Here is an 18,597-nt window from a genome sequence, read left to right as displayed (position 1 = left end):
ACCTTGTCAGCGGCCGTTGGTTCCGAAAGTTTTCGAAATATCATTCCGCGGGAACGATGGACACGATCTTCGGAGCCTTGACGATGACCTTGCGCGGTTCCTTGCCGCCCAAACGGTCGGCGACGGCTTCCAACGCCATCTTCTCAAGTTCCTTCGGATCGATGTCGGGCGAAACCTCAAGCTTGGCACGAACCTTGCCCTTGATCTGCACGACCGCGGTGACGGTGTCCTGTCCGACATAGCGTTCATCAGCCTTCGGCCATTCGGCGTGTGCCAGCGACTCGCCGTGTCCGAGCTTGTTCCACAGTTCCTCGCAGATGTGCGGGGCGATCGGGGAAAGCATCAGGATCAGCGGTTCGACGGCTGCGCGCGGCACCTCGTCGAGGCTGGTCAAATGGTTGTTGAGCACGATGAGCTTGGCGATGGCCGTGTTCGGACGCATCGCTTCCATTTCCACGGTCACGTCGGCGATCGTGTTGTTCAACAGCTTCAGCGTCTTCGTGTCGAGTTCGCCATCGGTGACGCGCACTTCGCCGGTGTTCTCGTCGACGACGTTGCGCCACAGGCGCTGCAGGAAACGCATGGATCCGACCACGTTGCGCGTGTTCCACGGGCGGGATTCGGCCAGCGGGCCCATACCCATCTCGTACAGACGGAAAGTGTCGGCACCATAGTTCGCGTACATGTCGTCCGGCGTGATGATGTTCTTCAGGCTCTTGCCCATCTTGCCGAACTCACGGTTGGCGTGTTCGCCGTTCCAAGTGAAGGTTGGCTCGCCGTTGGCATCGGCCGGGCCTTCCACCACTTCGGCGGCCGGGACATACTGGCCGCGGTCATCGGTGTAGGCGTACGCCTGGATCATGCCCTGGTTGAACAGCTTGTGGAACGGTTCCGCGGAATCGACGAAACCGAGGTCGAACAGCACCTTGTGCCAGAAACGGGAGTACAGCAAGTGCAACACGGCATGTTCCACACCACCGATGTACAGGTCCACGCCGCCGGACTTGCCGGCGGTTTCATTGTGGTTCGGTCCCATCCAATAGTCGAACTCGCTCTTCTCGACCATGTGTTCGGTATCGGTCGGGTCGAGGTAGCGCATGTAGTACCAGCAGGAGCCGGCCCAGTTCGGCATGGTGTTGGTGTCGCGATAGTAGGTCTTCTTGCCGTCGCCCAAGTCGAGTTCGACCTTCACCCAATCCTCATTGCGGCTCAGCGGAGCTTCAGGATTGGATTCGGCGTCTTCCGGATCGAAGGTCTTCGGACTGTAGTCCGGCACGTCTGGCAGGTTGATCGGCAGCTGGTCGTCCGGCAGCAGGTGCGGAGTGCCATCCTCGCCGTAGACGATCGGGAACGGTTCGCCCCAATAACGCTGGCGGCTGAACAGCCAGTCGCGCAGACGGTAGCTGACCGTGCCCTTGCCGACACCGGCCTCTTCCAGCCATGCGTTCACCTTGTCGATGGCCTCGTCCACGCGCAGGCCGTTGAGACTCAACGCGTCGCCCTTGGCGTGGGTGGCATCCACGGAGGAGTTGATGACAATGCCGTCGTGGGAGACGAACGGCGCCTTGCCTTCATAGTTGGCCAGATCGTCGCCGGATTCGGCCAGCGGCTGCACGGTGTAGATGACCGGCAGGCCGAACTTGACCGCGAAATCGTAATCGCGCTGGTCGCCGCCAGGCACGGCCATGATGGCGCCGGTGCCGTAGTCCATGAGCACGTAATCCGCGGTGAACAGCGGCAGCTTGGCTCCGGTGATTGGGTTGGTGGCGTACAGGCCGGTGAACAGGCCGGTCTTCTCGCCAGCCTCGTCGACACGGTCCTTGGCGGTCTTGGATTCCGCAGCCAAGCGATAGGCCTTCACTGCCTCGACCGGAGTGGCATAGCCGCCCTTCCAGTCTTCCGGAGTCTCGGCCGGCCACTCGGCGGGAACGTCTTCGAGCAGGTGATGCTCCGGGGAGACCACGGCGAACGTGGTGCCGAACAGGGTGTCGGGACGGGTGGTGTAGATCTCCATGTCTTTGGCACCGTTCGGGGTTTCGACCTCGAAATGCACGGAAGCGCCGTGGGATTCGCCGATCCAATTGCGCTGCATGAGCTTGACCTTCTCCGGCCAGTCGATGCCATCAAGATCTTCGATCAGACGGTGGCCGTATGCGGTGATGCGCATGGACCATTGGCGCAGCTCGCGCTGGAACACCGGGAAGTTGCCGCGTTCGGACTTGCCTTCGGCGGTGACCTCCTCGTTGGCGAGCACCGTGCCCAGGCCCGGGCACCAGTTCACCGGGGACTTGGAGATGTAGGCCAAACGGAAGTCGTTGAGCACGTCGGCCTGCTCGGCTTCGCTCAGGTCTCCCCACTGCTTGCCTGCGAATCCCGGAATCTCACGCTCGCCGGATTCGAACTGCTCCACCAGCGTGCTGATCGGGCGTGCGCAGCCCTTGGAACCAGACGGATTAGTGGCATCCTCGTCGTACCAGGAATCATAGATGCGGGAGAAGATCCACTGGGTCCAACGCACGTAGCCCGGGTCGATGGTGGCAAAGGAACGACGGTTGTCGAAGCTCAGTCCCATACGGTGCAGCTGGCGGCGCATGTTGGCGATGTTCTGCTCGGTGGTGATGCGCGGATGCTGACCGGTCTGGACCGCATACTGCTCGGCCGGCAGGCCGAAGGCGTCATAGCCCATGGCGTGCAGCACGTTCTCGCCCTTCATACGGTGGTAGCGGCTGACCACATCGGTGGCAAGGTAGCCCAACGGGTGACCCACATGCAGGCCCTTGCCCGACGGATACGGGAACATGTCCATCGCGAAATACGACGGGCGCCCTTCGGCGTTGCGACCCTTTCCGTCCTTCAGATCGCCGTTGACGTTAGCAGCCCAGAAAGTGCCTTCGTCATCCCAAATCTTCTGCCATTTTCCCTCAATGCCCTGAGCCAGATCCGCATTGTAACGGAACGACGGCTCGGCTGGTTCGTTCGACTGCGCCTGCGCGCTTTTCTCAATGTCACTCATAATGCATGAAACTAGCCGCGCAACTGGACACTTCGCAAGGCGCCAATCATTATGTAAGAAGCTGTTTGCAAAGCGTCACGCAAGGCGACGGTCGTCAGCCTTCTGACGCCGCTGAGAGCGTCATCGCGGGAGGGTTGATCGACATGTCGGGAACGTAGCCAGTCGACTGTTTCATCTCGTCTACGGCCTGCTTCCACGAGCCGTCGTCCATCATGGACCGCAATGCGGTGTCGACCTGTTTGGCAAGCGTGGATTGGCCGGATCTGACCGCGATCGCATACGAGCGTTCTCCGAACGTTTCGCCCACGACCTTAAGGTACCCGCCTCCCCTGTTGGATGCGAGGCCAGCCGCTATGGCGTCATCGGCCGCAATGGCGTCCGCTTGCCCGATCATCAATGCCGTCTCGCACTGCGGATACGTGTCGCGTTCGCTCACGGTCACATCCTCCGCAAGATTTCGCACGTTATCGGCGGGCATTCCGCCTTTGGCCACGCATACCGTTTTCCCGGCAAGATCATCGGTTCCGGTGATGGTTCCCGCACTGTCGGAACGCACCAGTAATGCCGCATGCACGGTCAGATACGGTCCTGCAAGCTCAACCTCACCATCCTGAACATCATCAGCGGCGAAAGCATCAACCACCATGTCCACAGTGCCGTCTTCAAGCGACGCGACACGCGTCGACGGCAGCACCTGTTTGAACACGATCTGTTTTTGCGCGAATCCCAGCACATTCGCCACATATTGCGCCACGGAAATATCGAGACCCGAATACTCTCCCCCATGCAGAAAACCCAATCCCGGCTGGTCCGCGGCCACACCAATCGCAATGGTCGGCCCTTGCGCAAGACCATTGGTGACGACGGAAATGGAAGTGCCGCACGCACTCGTGCCCAATACGACCGAAGCGGCGCATACCAACGCGAAAATGTTTCGTGACAGACGTTGCATACGCGCGATTCTACGCGCTTCTACTTGAACATGCGTGAACGTGTCAGGAACCAGGTGACGATGGCCGAAACGACCAGCGAGATTCCGATGATCACGGCGAAGCCCCACGGCTTGTCTGTCAACGGCATGCCAAGCATGCCGCCATCCTGGAAGTTCATGCCGTACATCGAGAAAACCAGCGTCGGAATCGACAGCGTGATGGAGATGATCGTGAAGATGCGCATCACGTTGTTCAGATTGTTCGACACGATCGACGCGAACGCGTCGGTCATGTTGGCAAGAACGCCGCTGTAGATGTTGGCCATCTCGATAGCCTGCTTGTTTTCGGTGATGACGTCGTCGAGCAGATCCTCGTCTTCCGGATACTGCTTGATGCGCGGCAGCGTGGTCAGCTTTTCCATCACGATTTCGTTCGACTTGAGCGACGTGGTGAAATAGACCAACGTCTTGCTCAATTCGAGCAGCATGAGGATCTCACGATTCTGCATGGAATGGCGCAGCTTGAGTTCGAGCTTGTCGCTTTCACGGTCGATGATGCGCAGATACCGCAGATACATGGTGGCGTTGCGGTACAGTATCTGCAGGATGAAACGCGTTTTCATATACGTGTTGAAACCGCGGATCGTGCCTTCCATGAACGGGTGCAGCACCGGAGTGTCCTGCATGCAGACTGTGATGATGGCCGACTGCGTGATGATGATCGACAACGGGATGGTCTCGTACCAGTCTCGCCCGCCACGCTCCTCGACGGTTGGAATGTCGACGATGATCATAGTGTAATCGTCTTCCACGTCCACACGGGACCGTTCCTCGTCATCAAGTGGGGCGCGCAGGTCGGCGAGATCGACGCCGGTTTCCATGGAAACGTTGGCGAGCTCCACATCGGTCGGATCCGAAAGGCATAACCAGGATCCGTTTTCGGGTTTTTGGATCTGCTCCACCTGGCCGTTAATCGTTCTGAACATTCTCAACATGTTTCTCACCCGCCTTTCGCGCTTCCCAACGTTCTATCGCTGTACGGCAGCCCGAATCCCATAGCCTACTGCGACCAGCTTTTCGCAGCCGCTCAGGGGCCATTCGGGCAAACAACCTTATTTAGGATAGTCCAACCTTGGGAGCTAACCGACCACAAGCCGGAGATTTCATCGAGAATTCATGTTCGCCGCATGCGCCCACGGTGAGCAATGGCCCACCGTGGGTTACCGCATGTCACTGCATGATGGGCTTCCACAACGGCATGTTCGGGCCGCGCAATTCCTTCGGCCCATTCTCCCAGTCCGTAAGCGCCGCGATGGCCGGGCCTTGGTTGAAGGCGTCGAGCTTCCACTGCCATGTGTCGGGTTCGGCGGGGCCACGTCTGGCATCGACGCTCATCCGCGTCCAGAAGGCGTTGCGCATGGCGCCGAGATTGTTGAGATCGTCCGGATCCATGTCAAGCAATACGGCGACGGTGGCCACGATCCATGATCCGTGGCCGACGGCGAGCAGCGTGGTTGGCATGGAATCGCCGGCATGTTCGGCGATGATGCTTCGGATGGCTTGGGCGCCACGCTGGCCGGTGTGGCGGCGGCTTTCGACGCCATGCTTGGTTTCGCCCCCGGTGTGGGCGCGCCATGAATGGTAGTCGTCGGCGTACTGTTCGAGGATCTCCTCACGGGTCATGCCCTCCCATTCGCCGAAGCTGCGTTCACGCAGGTGCGGGTCGAGGACTACGTCAAGTCCGAGAAGGTCGGCAATGGCGTGGGCGGTCTGTTGGGCGCGGAAAAGGTCTGACGACACGACGACCATGCGTCGACTTGCGGCCGGCGCCTCGTTGATTTCGTCGATATCGGCGAGATACGCGCCCTTGTACGCGGGTTGGGCGAGTTCGTCATTATGGTCGGCGAGGTGCGCGACTTTCGCCCAATAGTACTTTTTGACGAGTTCATAAGCGCTTTGGTCGGCCTGCCACCTGCCGACGATGTCGAGGGGAATGTCGATTTGGCCTTGCAGTCGTCTTGCGAGGTTGTAGGCGGTGCGTCCGTGGCGTAGGAACAATACTTCGTCGATCATGCATTTCATTGTAACTGTGGCGTGCGAGCGCGATGATGATTGCCCATACGGTGGTGAGCACGAACGCTGTGGCGGTGAGTGTTCCGTCGGTGAGGCAGCCTGTTTCGGGCGGGCATTCGTCGTGGTTTGGGATGCGTGTTCCTGTGACGAGGAGTCGGTGTGTGTTGATGCCGTATGGGGTGCAGGTCATGAGCGTGGCCTGATCGGCGGTGTCGTCGTGTTTGTTTATCCAGGTGAAATCGTCGGGGGTGATGGTGCGGATGGTTTGCACTTGGTATGTGAGGGTTTCATCGAGGGTGGTGATGGTGAATTCATCGCTTTCGCGGGCTTGGTCGAGTTTGGTGAACATGAGTTTGTCGGCGAGGCCTCGGTGTGCGGTGATGACGGTGTGGGTTCCCGCTCCCCCGATCGGTAGGGATGTTCCTTTCCAGTGTCCGGCGCCGATGGCGAGCACTTGTTCGCTGGTTCCGTGGCGTATGGGTAGGTTGATGCCGAGTTTTGGGTAGTTGATGGTTGCTATGACGTCGCTGGGTGGGATGATGAGTTGTTGGTTGTATTCGATGGGATTTTGTGTTGGGGTTTTATCCTTTGTTTGGTTGTCGGTTTGGTTGTTGGTTGAGTTGTCTGCTGGATCGTCGGTTTGCGGTTTGGCTCGGTTGATGAGGCGTGCGTTGTAGAGTTTTGCCTGCCTTTTGCTTTCTTGGATTGTCGTGTCTGTGGTGTTGGTGACGGTGGCTGCGTATGCTTTGACGTTGGCTGCTTGTTGGATGTTGTCTTCGGCGCGCATGATCAGGGGGATGCTGATGATGAGTGCTGTTGCGGTGAGCATGGCGGTTCCCACGCACCATCGGATGATGTTGCGTTTTGCCGACGTGTTTTTGTGTCGGGGTTTGTCGTGCGTGGGGACCGTCATGTGTTTCCTATCGTTGGATGCCGGTTAGCGGTCGTCAGCTGATTTGCACATACGCAGCATTACGATGCCTCCTATGAAGAGGAGCGTTGCGATGCTAAAAAGCATGGTCAATCCTGCCGCGCCGGTCAACGGCATTTCGGTGATGGTGCGGATGTTAGTGACGACCACGGTGTGGCTATCATCTTTTTTGATGAGGTTGTTGGGGTCGGATTTGACGTCGATGCTCCATGTCATGGTGGCGTCGTCAACGTTGACGGTGACGACCGCGCTGGGTAGCATGAGCGACGAGTAGTCTTGGGGCGCTTGTGTTTCGGTGATGGTGTATTCGCCTTTGAGTCCTTGGATTTTGGTTTCTCCGGCTTCGAACGTGGTGGTGGTTGTGGTGTCGTCGCTGGTGGCGAGGCGGTAGGTGCCGTTGCCGAGTGACACGAGTTTCAAAGGTGTTGTGTCGCTGGAGCCTTGGGCGATGGTGAATTTCGCGCCGGTGAGCTTTTGGTTTTTGGCGTCGACCTTACGCAATGCGATTTCACCGGTGCAGACTTTGACCTCGTTGCCGGGCTGGTTGTTGTGGTCCTGCCATGCGTTGGGGTTATGGGAGTATTCCAAGTCGATGGAGTTGACGTTGCAGGGGCTTCCGATGACCGCGTTGCCGTTGAGGCGGGCCGTGTAGGTGACGGTGATCGTCGAACCGACCGGCAGGGCTGCCTTTGATGCGTCTGAAGCGAGGATGTCTCCGTTGACGCCGAACAGCCAACTGATGGTTTTGCCGTTGACGTTTTCCTTGTAGAACGTGTCTGCCAATGCTTTGCCTCCGACGGTAATCGAAGTGAGCGAAACGTAGTCGAGGCCTGTGCCAAGCTTGTCATTCAACGCGAGATGGTAGTGATCATAGCCTGTCCAGTTAGGGATTTTCTGCGTCACGCGGTAGGTCAGATCCTTGCCTATCGCTTCGGATGCGCTGTCTTTCCACGTGCTGCCGACGTTGACTTTCTTATCGGGTGCTTCCACGCTGGATACCTTGTAGATCACCTGTCCGAGCGTCAAGGTCGTACCACTGGCCGTGCGCAGTTGGCTGATGCCGTTGACCGCGGTGCCGTTCATCATCATGATGGACGCGGTCGTTTTGACGGCGGTTCCGCTGCTTGGCGTGGTTGTTGCCGGGGTACGGTCCACGATGGCGTAGATTCCCGGCACAAGTACGTTGCCGGTCGACATGGTGGTTTTGTCTTGGCTGGCTGTGGCAACCGCCGTTCCCTCCTGCTTGGCGAAGTTGGTTTGTTTGGCGAGGCTATTGCAGAAGTTGCGTAGCTTTCCGCTCCACAGATCGCTGCGTGAGTCGGTCAGATTCTTCACCACCCACGCCATCGGATCGTTTTTGCCGTTGACGGTGAGGTTCGCGTCGGTGGCTCCGGCTGTTTTGGCCGCCGCGGTGATGTCTGGCGCCAATGCCGTGTTCGTGGTCAGATCGTAGCCGACGATCGTGTTGCCGTCCACGCTTGCCGCAGTGTATGTGGCGAGTTGGATGGCGCGGAGGTCCTTGCCTTCGAGGCTTTCCCCGTTGCTTGCTTTCACGCTCATGGACTGTTTGACGCCCAGATCGGCTAATTGTGGAGCAGCTTGGGCCGTGCTCGGCATGGCGAGGGCCGCCATAGCGCCAATGGCGAGGAATGCTACGCATCGGCGGCGTATGGTGTGTTGTGTCATGGTTCACCTTCTTCGGTTGCTGGTTGTTGCATGAGCGTCTTCGCTTATGCGTGCAGACCAGCATGGCAGAAACCAATATTCGCCCGCCACCTCCTTAAGAAAATCTGTGGATAAGTGGATGAGCGAACACTTATCCACACTTATCCACAACCCATACATGCAGCTGTCGTATAGGGATCCATAGTCGAACCGCCGCGAACGATATGCTGCATATGCGCGATATTCCGTTCCGATAACAGCGGAGAACCGCAGACCGGACATGCTGTCCCGCCTGCGGTTCTCCGCTGTTATCGTTTCGACTAGGTCAGTATGGAACTGATCAGTCCTTGACGATGGTTTTACCTGCCGTAGCGCCCGGGGTGAGATCCTGGATTTCCGTAATCTCCAATACCGGAATGGTTGCCGGCTTTTTCGTACCGCGTTCCTCAGCGACCTTGACCTGCTCGTCATAGATCGCATCGTCGGAATGAAGCACGACGTTGCCACGGAAGCGGTAGCCTTTCTTCTGTTCAAGATTGGCGACCGCGACGACCAGATCGCTGCCGTCAAGCAGGTTACGGTATGTTTGGCCCGCGGTGCGCTCGTGGTAGCCGATATGGTTGCTGTCGATGATGAACATGCTCATTTTCGGTCCGAGATCAACCTGGCCTTCTTTGCTGATGGTGGCCACCCATGCGAGGTTGCTGTTGAGGAATTCCTTCATCTCATCGGTGAGATCTGCCATGATGACGTCCTTTCGTTTGCGTGCCCATGGAATGCGGGCATACTTTCAGACTACGTCAAGAAGCCCCGTAACGCATGTTCACCCAACGTGAATAACATCACATACGTGCCTCATCTGAACACAAATTTAGGAGAGATGCACCTGTTCCGCACTTTGTTGAGGCGTCAGACCACGATCATCTGCTATCCAATCAATCATGGAAAAGAAAGGATTGATTTTGGGTTGGCATCAGTGGTATTTGCTGGACGATATGCACGTCGAGTTGATTCGCAATGGGTTCAAAGACAAAGCCTACGGCATGCCGCTATTCGTACTCGGTTTAGATATTGTGTGTGAATTCCTTTGTTCCATTGATGGTTTTTCTCTCAAAAGAATTTATGCAGATTCAGACATTTCCGATTTAGCCTGGGCTTTTTGCGATGTGACAATTCTTGTTTGCTGGCTTAGGTATGTCAGACAGTATCTGACAGAGAAAGCACAAAGGCATTTCATTCCATCCCCCATTCTCGCTTTGCTTGTATGCGCGTGCGCAGCGCTTCGGAGGCCCTGAATCTGAGAGGGCGTCTTCCTGTGAACTCGATGAGGCTCGCGCCCGACAGCTCGTCCACGTATTTGCGGATCGTCTGTTTCGTCAGCATGAGGTCGCCGCCTGCGTCTTCGAGCGTCATGGACTTGGTGGTGTCGAACAGCTCCTCCTGCATGACTGCGTAGAGAAGCAAGGTTGCGTTCGTGGACAGCGCATGTTCCTTCCGTAGCTCGTCACGTAGGACAGTCGCCTTGTCGAGCTGGTCGATTTTGATGCCGAACTCCTCAATCAGGGATTCCTGCGCCCGTTCGATGAGTCCGAGGATGGTGTATACGAAGAACGTGAGTTCCCCGCTGTTGAGTTTGTCCTCGGCCTCAGTGAACGCCTTGTAGTATTCGTTCTTGTTCTCCGCGATCGTCCTGGAGAGGGACAGCACGGTGGGCAGAGTGAGGTCGTGGCTGAGGTAGAGCGCGAGCAGATACCTGCCTGTCCTGCCGTTGCCGTCGTAGAACGGGTGGATGTATTCGAACAGGAAGTGGCTGGCTATCGCCCGCTGTAGGAACGGTATGGTATCCGACCGGGCGAGGTCCATCATCTGTGCGAGCAGCGCTGATATCCGCGCCTCGCTGCTGACGCCGCTGTGGATGACGGTGCCGTGCGGTCCTTGGACCTCGACATCACCTTTCCTGAACAGCTCCCCGTCGGGCCTGTCCTTGTCGTCGATCTCGTCGAGGGCTATCTTGTCGTAGATGTCCCTGATGTCTTCGAGAGTTTTGGGCAGTTCAACGTCGCGATTGGTGAGGTTGAGATACAGTTTTGCGAACTCGCCGAACCTGGCCTTCTCCATGTCGCCCTCGGCCCTGGCCTGCCGGGCTGCGGCCACGGCGGCTTCCGTCTCCTTCCGCGTCGACCTGACCCCCTCCATCTCGTTGGTGGCGAGCAATTCCTCGGATATGGCGTGGTAGATGTAGTTCCACCGCATGACTCCTGGGATACTCCGCCACATGGCCGATACCCGGCGTTCGGCGAGGAGCACCTTCTGTGTGAGCATGCACACGCAGCGCGGCGTGGCGATGAACAGTTCGCCCAAGGGTGTGCCGATTCCGGTCGCAAATGTGGAGTCCGCTTCGAGGCGTTGTCTGACGAGCCGGTCGTGGTTGGCGTAGGAGTCCGTACTCCTGTCGGCGTGGAACAGCCGCGCCAAAGTCCTGTATTCCATGCTCATGACGGTCACTGCTTTCAAAAAGTCATTTATATTTTATGAGAATTATAAATTAGAAGCACTCAGAAGACAGGACAGAGCATCTATGAATGAAAATCAACAATAAGCCCATGTTGGCTCTACCGTCCGTCACTGACGCCCCTGCCGACGCGGGTCGTTCATGCGTCTGCTTGTTCGGCTTGCATACGATCTTGCCGAAGGTTCTCCGTGTCGTCGTGGAAGGCCCGTTTCTTCACCACCTTCGCACCACCTTATAACCGGTCTCTACCACCTTAAGACGTTTTTGAGGTTCGGCAAGCACTTCCGCGAAACAGCGTCTCAATGAAAAAGCCACCCCTTACGGAGTGGCCCTCGACGATTGTGGAGCTAAGGGGATTCGAACCCCTGACCCTCTCCATGCCATGGAGATGCGCTACCAGCTGCGCCATAGCCCCGAAGTCTGCCCTGCAGACCTCATATAAAATACATCACAGACATGAGCCATGCAACTTCCGGCGTGTCGCCCGCTTTAGGAAAGCGTCATATGCAATCTGCAATACGCAATCACACTATGCGGGCGACATGGAATGTGCAACACCAGTAATGCTAGTTGCTGCTTGCATCTCCTGTAGAACCGGTAGTACTGTTGGTAGATCCCGATGTGCCAGTACCTGTCGATCCGTCAGTGCCACTACTTCCAGTTCCCGATGATGAACCATCACCAGTGGTGCCTGACGTGCCTCCGTTCGAGCTGGTACCGTTGGACGAGTCCGTCCCGGTCTGGCTGGGACCGTTGCTGGAATTATCAGATGACGATCCGCTGTTTCCGGACGTGGAACCATTGGTGGTATTGCTTGACGTGCCATTGGAAGTGGACGAGTCGGTGGAACCGCTGGTGGTCTTGTCGCTGCCTCCCGTGGTGGTTTCATCATTCGAATCCGTGGAATCGGACTTGGGCTTCTGCGCAGGAGCCTGCTCATTACCGGATACGGAACCGCCAGTGTTTTCATTCGAAGGCACAACCTTTTCATGCACCACATTACGCACCACGGTATCCGTTCCCTGACCGCCAGTGAAAGCGAGAATCAATCCCGCGCTCACTCCAACACCAACCAAAGCGCTGACGAATGCGATGATCGCCGGAGCGTGTTTGCTATGCAACCAATTCGAGGAACGCTGTCCCGCATGCTGCACTCGGACATCACGCGCGTTACGAGCAGTGGATTTCCTGCTGGCGATGCTAGCGCTACCAACACCACGTTGCCCGTTCGGGAATACGGAAGTTTCCCCCGCTCCGGCAATATCACCAAGTGCACGGGTAGCATCCTCATCCTCCTGCTCGGAGGAAATGACGCGCGGCGAGAGGAACGGCGCTACCGCAGTCGCATCATCGGACAATACCATCGTGGTATCCAACGCAACAGGAGACGATCCGATAATCCTCGTCTCGTCACCCTTCGTGGAAGAGCCAAGCACCTGCGTTTCATCCGCAACAGACTCACTCGCAGCCGCATCACTACTTGACGGTAACGGCACGGCCTGTTGGATCTTCTCCCCCGACGCCTTCAAAACGTTCTTGTACACCTGCGTGGCAACCGCGGAAACAACCGAGCCCGCAGCCACGCCAATCACCGATCCCGCGATACCGATTTTCGCAGAAAGTAGGAATGACGTGACCGCCGCCAGCGCGCCCGCGCAAATCGACGAAAAAGAGATTCCCTTAAAAAAGTTTTTCACAAGCCATGACGATAGCTAATTTCGCTATGAAAGTACTGGCGATTCTGTGAAAAGCTTGAAAAAACGATGACAGGCAGCGTTCGACACCATGCATCGGCCGGCTATGGACCGATTGCAGACCCGCTACAGGTTGGGATGTTCCCATTCTTCGGTGTCAGCAATGGCGGGACCATGGTTGTAATCCATCAAACGCCAACGCAATGCGGAACCGATCTCCAATGGAATGAGCCGCACCCAGTGAGCATTGCGCATCGACAGAATGTCGGCGAAATCACCGTGCGCGTCAGCCATTCCCAGCAATGTCTGCAACGTTTGAGAAATCCACGCGCCATGCGAGAACACATACAAATCCGTGTCACGCCCGGCACGGAACGCCCAATCGTTCAGTGCTTCGACGCCACGCCGCCCCACTTCCTCTTTGGGTTCAGCGCCATATTTGAGTTCTCCGCCACGAAATTCCGCCCAGGAACGGTAATCCTCAGGGTAACGCTGCGCCAGCTCTTCGACGGAAATGCCCTCCCATTCGCCGAAGCTGCGTTCACGCACGCGGGCATCCGGATGCACCTCCAATCCGAGCGGATCCGCGAACGCATGGGCGGTGGCTGCGGCACGCCCCAGATCCGAACAAACAACCAGCCGTTTCGCAATATCGGAACGACGGTCAACATACAGTTCACGCAACGCCTTGCCTGTTTGTTCAACCTGCCATCGGCCCACTTCGTCGAGTGGAATGTCGATCTGGCCTTGCAGACGATGTTGCGCATTGTAGGCAGTGCGTCCGTGACGCACCAGCGTGATGGCGTGCACATGTTCCGGTACTGCGCTGTTATGCTCAAGTTCGACATTTCGAGGCATACTGCTTCCTTCTCCGTTGCTTTCTCGATTATGAAATTTGCGAATACTATCTCGCCTGATACGAAAACATGCCTTCCGCATCCAGACGTGAAGGCATGTTCGTACGTGTTATTCCGCGGTTTCCGTGGTCTCTTCGTCGGAAGCCTCAGGATGTTCAAGCTGCAGGTCGATGCTCGGGCAATCCTTCCACAAGCGTTCGAGGCGGTAGAAGTCGCGGGATTCCTGATGCATGACGTGAATCACGAAATCACCGTAGTCGAGCAGCACCCACTGGCCTTCGGTCAAGCCTTCACGGGAACGCGGCTGACGCTTGCCGCTCTTGAGATACAGGTCCTTTTCGATTTCTTCGGCGACGGCCAGCACCTGGCGTTCGTTCGAAGCGGTGGCGACGAGCATCGCGTCGGTGATGGCCAATGGTTCGGTGACGTCGAAGGCTACGAGGTCAGTGGCCTTCATACGGTCGGCCGCGGCTGCGGCGATGCGGATGGCGTCGATGGAATCTTGTACTGCCGGCATATTCAGCGCTCCCATTCGGGCTTCCAGCCCTCTACTACATGTTGTGTGTTTTCGGAATAGACCATGGAATCGTCCGGAACGTCGTGGCGAACCACGGAACCGGCACCGGTGGTGACGCCGCTGCCGACTTCGACAGGAGCCACGAACAGGTTGCCGGCACCGACATGCACGTTCGATCCGATGGTGGTGTGGTGCTTGTGCACGCCATCATAGTTGGCAGTGATGGTACCGCCGCCGATGTTGGTATGCTCGCCCAAGTCGGCGTCGCCCACATAGCTCAGATGCGGCACTTTAGTGCCGTTGCCGATGTGTGCCTTCTTCATTTCCACGAAGGCGCCGGCCTTGGATTCTTCACCAAGATCGTTGCCCGGGCGCAGGTACGTCCATGGGCCGATGTTGGCCGCGCGGCCAATGTGGCTCTCCTGCACGCGGGAACGCTCCACATGGGCATCGGCATCGATGACCGCACTGATAAGCGTCGTGTATGGGCCGACCTGCGCGCCCTCTCCGATTACCGTGCTGCCTTCGAGGAAGCAGCCGGGAAGGATCACGGCGTCACGTTCGATACGCACGTCATCTTCGATCCATGTGGTTTCGGGGTCGAGAATGGTCACGCCTTCACGCATCCAATGCTCGCAGACGCGCTTGTTGTGGGCTTTGGCGAGCGCCGCAAGCTGCACGCGGTCGTTGACGCCTTCGACGCTCAACGGGTCGGGGGCTGCGAATGCGCCGACGGCACCGTTGGATTTGGCGGTTTCGAGAGCATCGGTCAGGTAGAACTCGCCTTGAGCATTGTTGGATTTGAGGTTGGCAATCGCTTCAGCCAGCAGTTTGGCGTCGAACACGTAGACGGACGTGTTCACTTCGTGCACAGCCAGTTCGCTGCTGTTAGCGTCCTTCTGTTCCACAATGCGCAGCACGTTGCCTTCGCTGTCGCGGATGATGCGGCCATAGCCGGTAGGATCGTCAAGAATGGTGGTGAGCACGGTGGCACCATTGCCGCTTTGCTCATGGAAGGCAAGCAGCTGGTTCAACGTGTCGGCATCGAGCAGCGGCATATCTGAAGCTGCGATCAGCACCGAGCCGTCAAGCCCGCCTTGCTCCTTCAACTGCGTCATGGCGCACTGCACGGCTCGTCCGGTGCCAGGAATGTCATCCTGGTTGACGATGGTGACACGCTCATTGTAGGAGCGGGCCGCTTCGGCGACTCGTTCCGCCTGGTAGTGCACGACCACGGCCAACGTTTCAGGGTCGAGCGCCGCCACGGAATCCATCACACGGTTCAAAAACGTCTTTCCGGCCAAAGTGTGCAGCACTTTCGGCTTGTTGGAACGCATGCGGGTACCCTCACCCGCTGCAAGAATAATCGCGGCGCTTAATGCCATGTCTAATCTCCAATTCCTCCGGCCCTAACAAATCCAGACAAATTCAGATACGAAGCCAGTTATCCGACGTCCCATATTAAAACGAGCCCTCCCTAAACGCAAAACAACCACGTCTTGGAGCGACTTGCGGAACACTGGAACGTCAGCCTGTATGCCTCGGAATGACTGCCGCCTGATAGACGACTATAGAAAACGGCAATAACCACAAGGCGTTGCGCCGAAGAACGAGCGGATAGATTGATGTCCGACATGAACGTGGGGGTATCTCACGTAACGCATCATCGTTTTTCGAGAAGGGAATAACGACAAAATGTCAAACATCGCATACGATTGGATCGCACTCGTCGTGGCCGCGATCCTGTTCGCCGTCCTATCGTTCCTCAAACGTAAGAAAAATGCAGGGTTCACTACACGCGTGCTGCTTGCAACGGCATTCGGCATCATTTTGGGAATTGCTTTCAAAGGCCACACCGATTATGTCGGCGCGGCAGGTTCCATCTGGTCCAACGCAATTACCGCACTGGTGGTTCTGCTGGCCTTGGGGCTTTTTCACCGTGCGGTATGCGACTCCGTTCATACCTTTCTTGTACGCGTCGCTCGCGTTGATTTGCGTGAGGATAGCCACCGCCCAACATCCGTCCGAAAATGGTTCGATACAGCATGCCTTGCGTAAATGGCTGTCGTGGATACTGTGCCTCGCATTGCTTATCGGCGGATCCGTCAGCTTCCTTTTCCGTGGAAACTACATCTATGAACGTGCTTTGACGCCGCATGCCGCTCAGGCCAGCGAATTCACACAATGCGACAGTTCGTCCGCTGTTGTTGCCGATGGTGAATTCACTTACATTGATTCGTACTACTACTATCACGATTGCGACAATTATCATTTCCTGAAGCAGGATGACGCGTCAAGCGGAGGTGGTTATGCTCCCCTCCATGGCAGCATGGCACAGGTTCGCGACTTGGATGACCTGTCAAGCAAGACCATCTACTATCTCACACGATCAAGCAACGATAAAAAGCCGAAGACGACGGAGTATCGCAACACCGACCATTATTCCGCAGGCGAATACCGAGTCAAAGTATTCGAACGACGTTAGGTCGGACGTCGGACTGTCAGAGCATGCCGAGCAGCTCGGCCTCGTCACGCATGGCGCGATACAGCATCCACTCCTGCCTTGCGTCGGACAATGCGCGGTGCTCCTCCATGTCGGCGATGTGGTAGTCGACGATGAGGGTGGAAACCTTGTGGCTTCGTTTTTCCGGATGCAGCCGGCGGCTGAGGTCCAACGTGTCGACGAAATGATGCGCGAAACGCGCGTCCCGCTCCGCGTAAGCGAGCTGTACAGCATTGTCGAGGAACGACATGTCGAAGGACGCATTGTGCGCCATGACCACGGCCGTGTCCGAACACCAGCGTGCAAACTCATCCATGACTTCACGCACATCCGGTTTGCCGAGCAGCATGCCATCGTCGATTCCCGTCAAACCAGTGATTCTTGACGGGACGTGTTCGAACGGGTTGATGAGCTGGTCGAATTCGTCGATCAGCTCATCGTTGTGAATTTTGACCGCGCCGATTTCAATGAGCCTGGCGCCTTTGCGCACGCTCAATCCGGTTGTTTCCGTGTCTATCACGATGTAATCCGTGAATCGTCCGGACAACGGATCCAAGCGTCGGGGATCGCCACTTCTACGCGCTGCCATTCATCTCACCTCCGCTACTTCATTTGCGATGTATAACTTAATCATTCCAACCTGACTTTCTTAGCCGGGGAAACATAACAAAAAAAGATCCTGCAGCATGACGCTGCAGGATCAATGAACCGTTATTCAGGCTTTACCGCAAAGCTCGTTCAGCGGGTCGGAGCGACCGTGACCGGGCAACGCTGGAAGCTCTTGAGATCGACATAGCCGGTGGTTGCCATGGCACGACGGAGCGCACCAATGTAATTAGTAGTGCCGTCCGCATTGTGGCTGGGACCGAACATGATATCTTCCAGGGTGCCGACGGTGCCGACATTCGTGCGGAAGCCGCGCGGAAGCGTCTGGTGACGGGCCTCGGCACCCCAATGCATGCCCTTGCCCGGAGCTTCCTCGGCACGAGCCAGCGGGGAGCCAAGCATCACGGCATCGGCACCAAGCGCGAACGCCTTGATGAAGCTGCCGGAGTCGCCCATGCCGCCATCGGCGATCACTTGGACGTAACGGCCGCCGGATTCGTCCATGTAGTCACGGCGTGCTTCCGCCACATCTGCGATGGCGGTGGCCATCGGAGCGTGGACACCGATGGTGTTGCGGTTCGCGGATACCGCGCCGCCACCGAAGCCGACAAGCACGCCGGCCGCGCCGGTACGCATCAGATGCAGGGCCGCGGTATAGTTGGCGGCGCCACCGACGATGACGGGCACATCCAAATCGTAGATGAACTTCTTCAGGTTCAACGGCTCGTGATCCTGGGAGACATGCTCGGCGGAAACAACCGTGCCACGGATGACGAACAGGTCGACGCCCGCTTCGAGCACGGTCGAATAATAGTCCTGCGTGCGTTGCGGGGACAGTGCGCCCGCAACGGTGACGCCGGCATCGCGAATCTCATGCAGACGCTCGACAATGAGCTCCGGCTTGATCGGCTCGGCGTAGATCTGCTGAATACGTTCGGTCGCGCTTTCAGCCGGCAGCTCGGCGATTTCGTCAAGCAACGGCTGCGGATCGTCGTAGCGGGTCCACAGACCTTCGAGGTCGAGCACGCCAAGAGCGCCCATCTTGCCCATGGCGATGGCGGTGGCCGGGCTGGTCACCGAATCCATCGGCGCGCCGATGACCGGCACATCGAATTCATAGGCGTCAACCTGCCAAGAAGTGGACACATCCTGCGGATCGCGAGTACGACGGGAGGGAACGATGGAAACGTCGTCCAGAGAGTACGCCAGACGACCCTTCTTGCCCAAACCGATTTCAATTTCCTGAGACATGCTTTCAAGGCTAATGCTCAGCAATGACAGTATGCAAGAGCGTG

The 18,597-nt window shown here is 57.4% G+C and carries 16 protein-coding genes and 1 tRNA gene; 2 read left to right on the top strand and 15 right to left on the bottom strand.

What is annotated here, in order from left to right:
* Positions 1–40: 40 nt before the first annotated feature.
* The 13 genes from leuS to glmU form a co-directional block, all read right to left on the bottom strand.
* Complete coding sequence (gene leuS / locus CE153_RS06235; RefSeq protein ID WP_099595580.1) at positions 41–3,013, bottom strand: leucine--tRNA ligase; 2,973 nt, start codon at positions 3,011–3,013, stop codon at positions 41–43.
* 94 nt (positions 3,014–3,107) lie between these two features.
* Positions 3,108–3,965 carry a transporter substrate-binding domain-containing protein gene (locus tag CE153_RS06230; RefSeq protein WP_099595579.1) on the bottom strand — a complete coding sequence of 286 codons (858 nt, stop codon included), beginning with the start codon at positions 3,963–3,965 and terminating at the stop codon, positions 3,108–3,110.
* A gap of 20 nt (positions 3,966–3,985) precedes the next feature.
* Positions 3,986–4,939, bottom strand: a complete 954-nt coding sequence (locus tag CE153_RS06225; protein ID WP_099571817.1) for a magnesium transporter CorA family protein — start codon at positions 4,937–4,939, stop codon at positions 3,986–3,988.
* A 235-nt stretch (positions 4,940–5,174) separates the two neighbouring features.
* Positions 5,175–5,957 carry a histidine phosphatase family protein gene (locus tag CE153_RS06220; RefSeq protein ID WP_099595656.1) on the bottom strand — a complete coding sequence of 261 codons (783 nt, stop codon included), beginning with the start codon at positions 5,955–5,957 and terminating at the stop codon, positions 5,175–5,177.
* Positions 5,890–6,846, bottom strand: coding sequence for a class C sortase (locus tag CE153_RS06215; protein WP_236824484.1), 957 nt, complete (start codon positions 6,844–6,846; stop codon positions 5,890–5,892). The genes CE153_RS06220 and CE153_RS06215 overlap by 68 nt, the downstream gene beginning before the upstream one ends.
* Positions 6,847–6,954: 108 nt before the next feature.
* Positions 6,955–8,634, bottom strand: a complete 1,680-nt coding sequence (locus tag CE153_RS06210) for an isopeptide-forming domain-containing fimbrial protein (RefSeq protein WP_099595578.1) — start codon at positions 8,632–8,634, stop codon at positions 6,955–6,957.
* A 319-nt stretch (positions 8,635–8,953) separates the two neighbouring features.
* Complete coding sequence (locus CE153_RS06205) at positions 8,954–9,358, bottom strand: pyridoxamine 5'-phosphate oxidase family protein (protein WP_099572037.1); 405 nt, start codon at positions 9,356–9,358, stop codon at positions 8,954–8,956.
* A gap of 488 nt (positions 9,359–9,846) precedes the next feature.
* Positions 9,847–11,109: a Fic family protein gene (locus CE153_RS06200; RefSeq protein WP_099595577.1), complete on the bottom strand. Its 1,263-nt coding sequence runs from the start codon at positions 11,107–11,109 to the stop codon at positions 9,847–9,849.
* A gap of 358 nt (positions 11,110–11,467) precedes the next feature.
* A tRNA-Ala gene (locus tag CE153_RS06195) sits at positions 11,468–11,540 on the bottom strand.
* 151 nt (positions 11,541–11,691) lie between these two features.
* Positions 11,692–12,822, bottom strand: a complete 1,131-nt coding sequence (locus tag CE153_RS06190; protein WP_099595576.1) for a hypothetical protein — start codon at positions 12,820–12,822, stop codon at positions 11,692–11,694.
* A 123-nt stretch (positions 12,823–12,945) separates the two neighbouring features.
* On the bottom strand, positions 12,946–13,677 hold the full coding sequence (locus CE153_RS06185) for a histidine phosphatase family protein (protein ID WP_099595575.1): 732 nt from the start codon (positions 13,675–13,677) through the stop codon (positions 12,946–12,948).
* 108 nt (positions 13,678–13,785) lie between these two features.
* Positions 13,786–14,193 (bottom strand): ribosome silencing factor, encoded by a 408-nt coding sequence (gene rsfS, locus CE153_RS06180; RefSeq protein WP_099572039.1) that lies wholly within the window; start codon positions 14,191–14,193, stop codon positions 13,786–13,788.
* A gap of 2 nt (positions 14,194–14,195) precedes the next feature.
* Positions 14,196–15,578, bottom strand: a complete 1,383-nt coding sequence (gene glmU, locus CE153_RS06175) for a bifunctional UDP-N-acetylglucosamine diphosphorylase/glucosamine-1-phosphate N-acetyltransferase GlmU (RefSeq protein ID WP_099572034.1) — start codon at positions 15,576–15,578, stop codon at positions 14,196–14,198.
* A 310-nt stretch (positions 15,579–15,888) separates the two neighbouring features.
* Here glmU and CE153_RS09020 point away from each other — a divergent pair, with 310 nt between their 5' ends.
* Both CE153_RS09020 and CE153_RS06165 read left to right on the top strand, forming a co-directional pair.
* Positions 15,889–16,251, top strand: a complete 363-nt coding sequence (locus tag CE153_RS09020) for a hypothetical protein (protein WP_236824379.1) — start codon at positions 15,889–15,891, stop codon at positions 16,249–16,251.
* Positions 16,244–16,678: a hypothetical protein gene (locus CE153_RS06165; protein ID WP_143433100.1), complete on the top strand. Its 435-nt coding sequence runs from the start codon at positions 16,244–16,246 to the stop codon at positions 16,676–16,678. Before CE153_RS09020 ends, CE153_RS06165 begins: the two co-directional genes overlap by 8 nt.
* A gap of 16 nt (positions 16,679–16,694) precedes the next feature.
* Here the strand turns inward: CE153_RS06165 and CE153_RS06160 are convergent, their stop codons facing one another.
* Together CE153_RS06160 and CE153_RS06155 are read right to left on the bottom strand one after the other, a co-directional pair.
* The gene (locus tag CE153_RS06160; RefSeq protein ID WP_099595573.1) at positions 16,695–17,285 is read right to left on the bottom strand and encodes a 3'-5' exonuclease; all 591 of its coding nucleotides are present in this window, start codon (positions 17,283–17,285) and stop codon (positions 16,695–16,697) included.
* A 149-nt stretch (positions 17,286–17,434) separates the two neighbouring features.
* Positions 17,435–18,553, bottom strand: coding sequence for a GuaB3 family IMP dehydrogenase-related protein (locus CE153_RS06155; protein ID WP_004221934.1), 1,119 nt, complete (start codon positions 18,551–18,553; stop codon positions 17,435–17,437).
* Positions 18,554–18,597: the final 44 nt, after the last annotated feature.

This window comes from Bifidobacterium sp. N4G05 (assembly GCF_002742445.1).
Lineage (GTDB): Bacteria > Actinomycetota > Actinomycetes > Actinomycetales > Bifidobacteriaceae > Bifidobacterium > Bifidobacterium hominis.
Note: the sequence above shows the minus strand (reverse complement) of the source record. Positions and strands in the feature narration are given on the sequence as shown.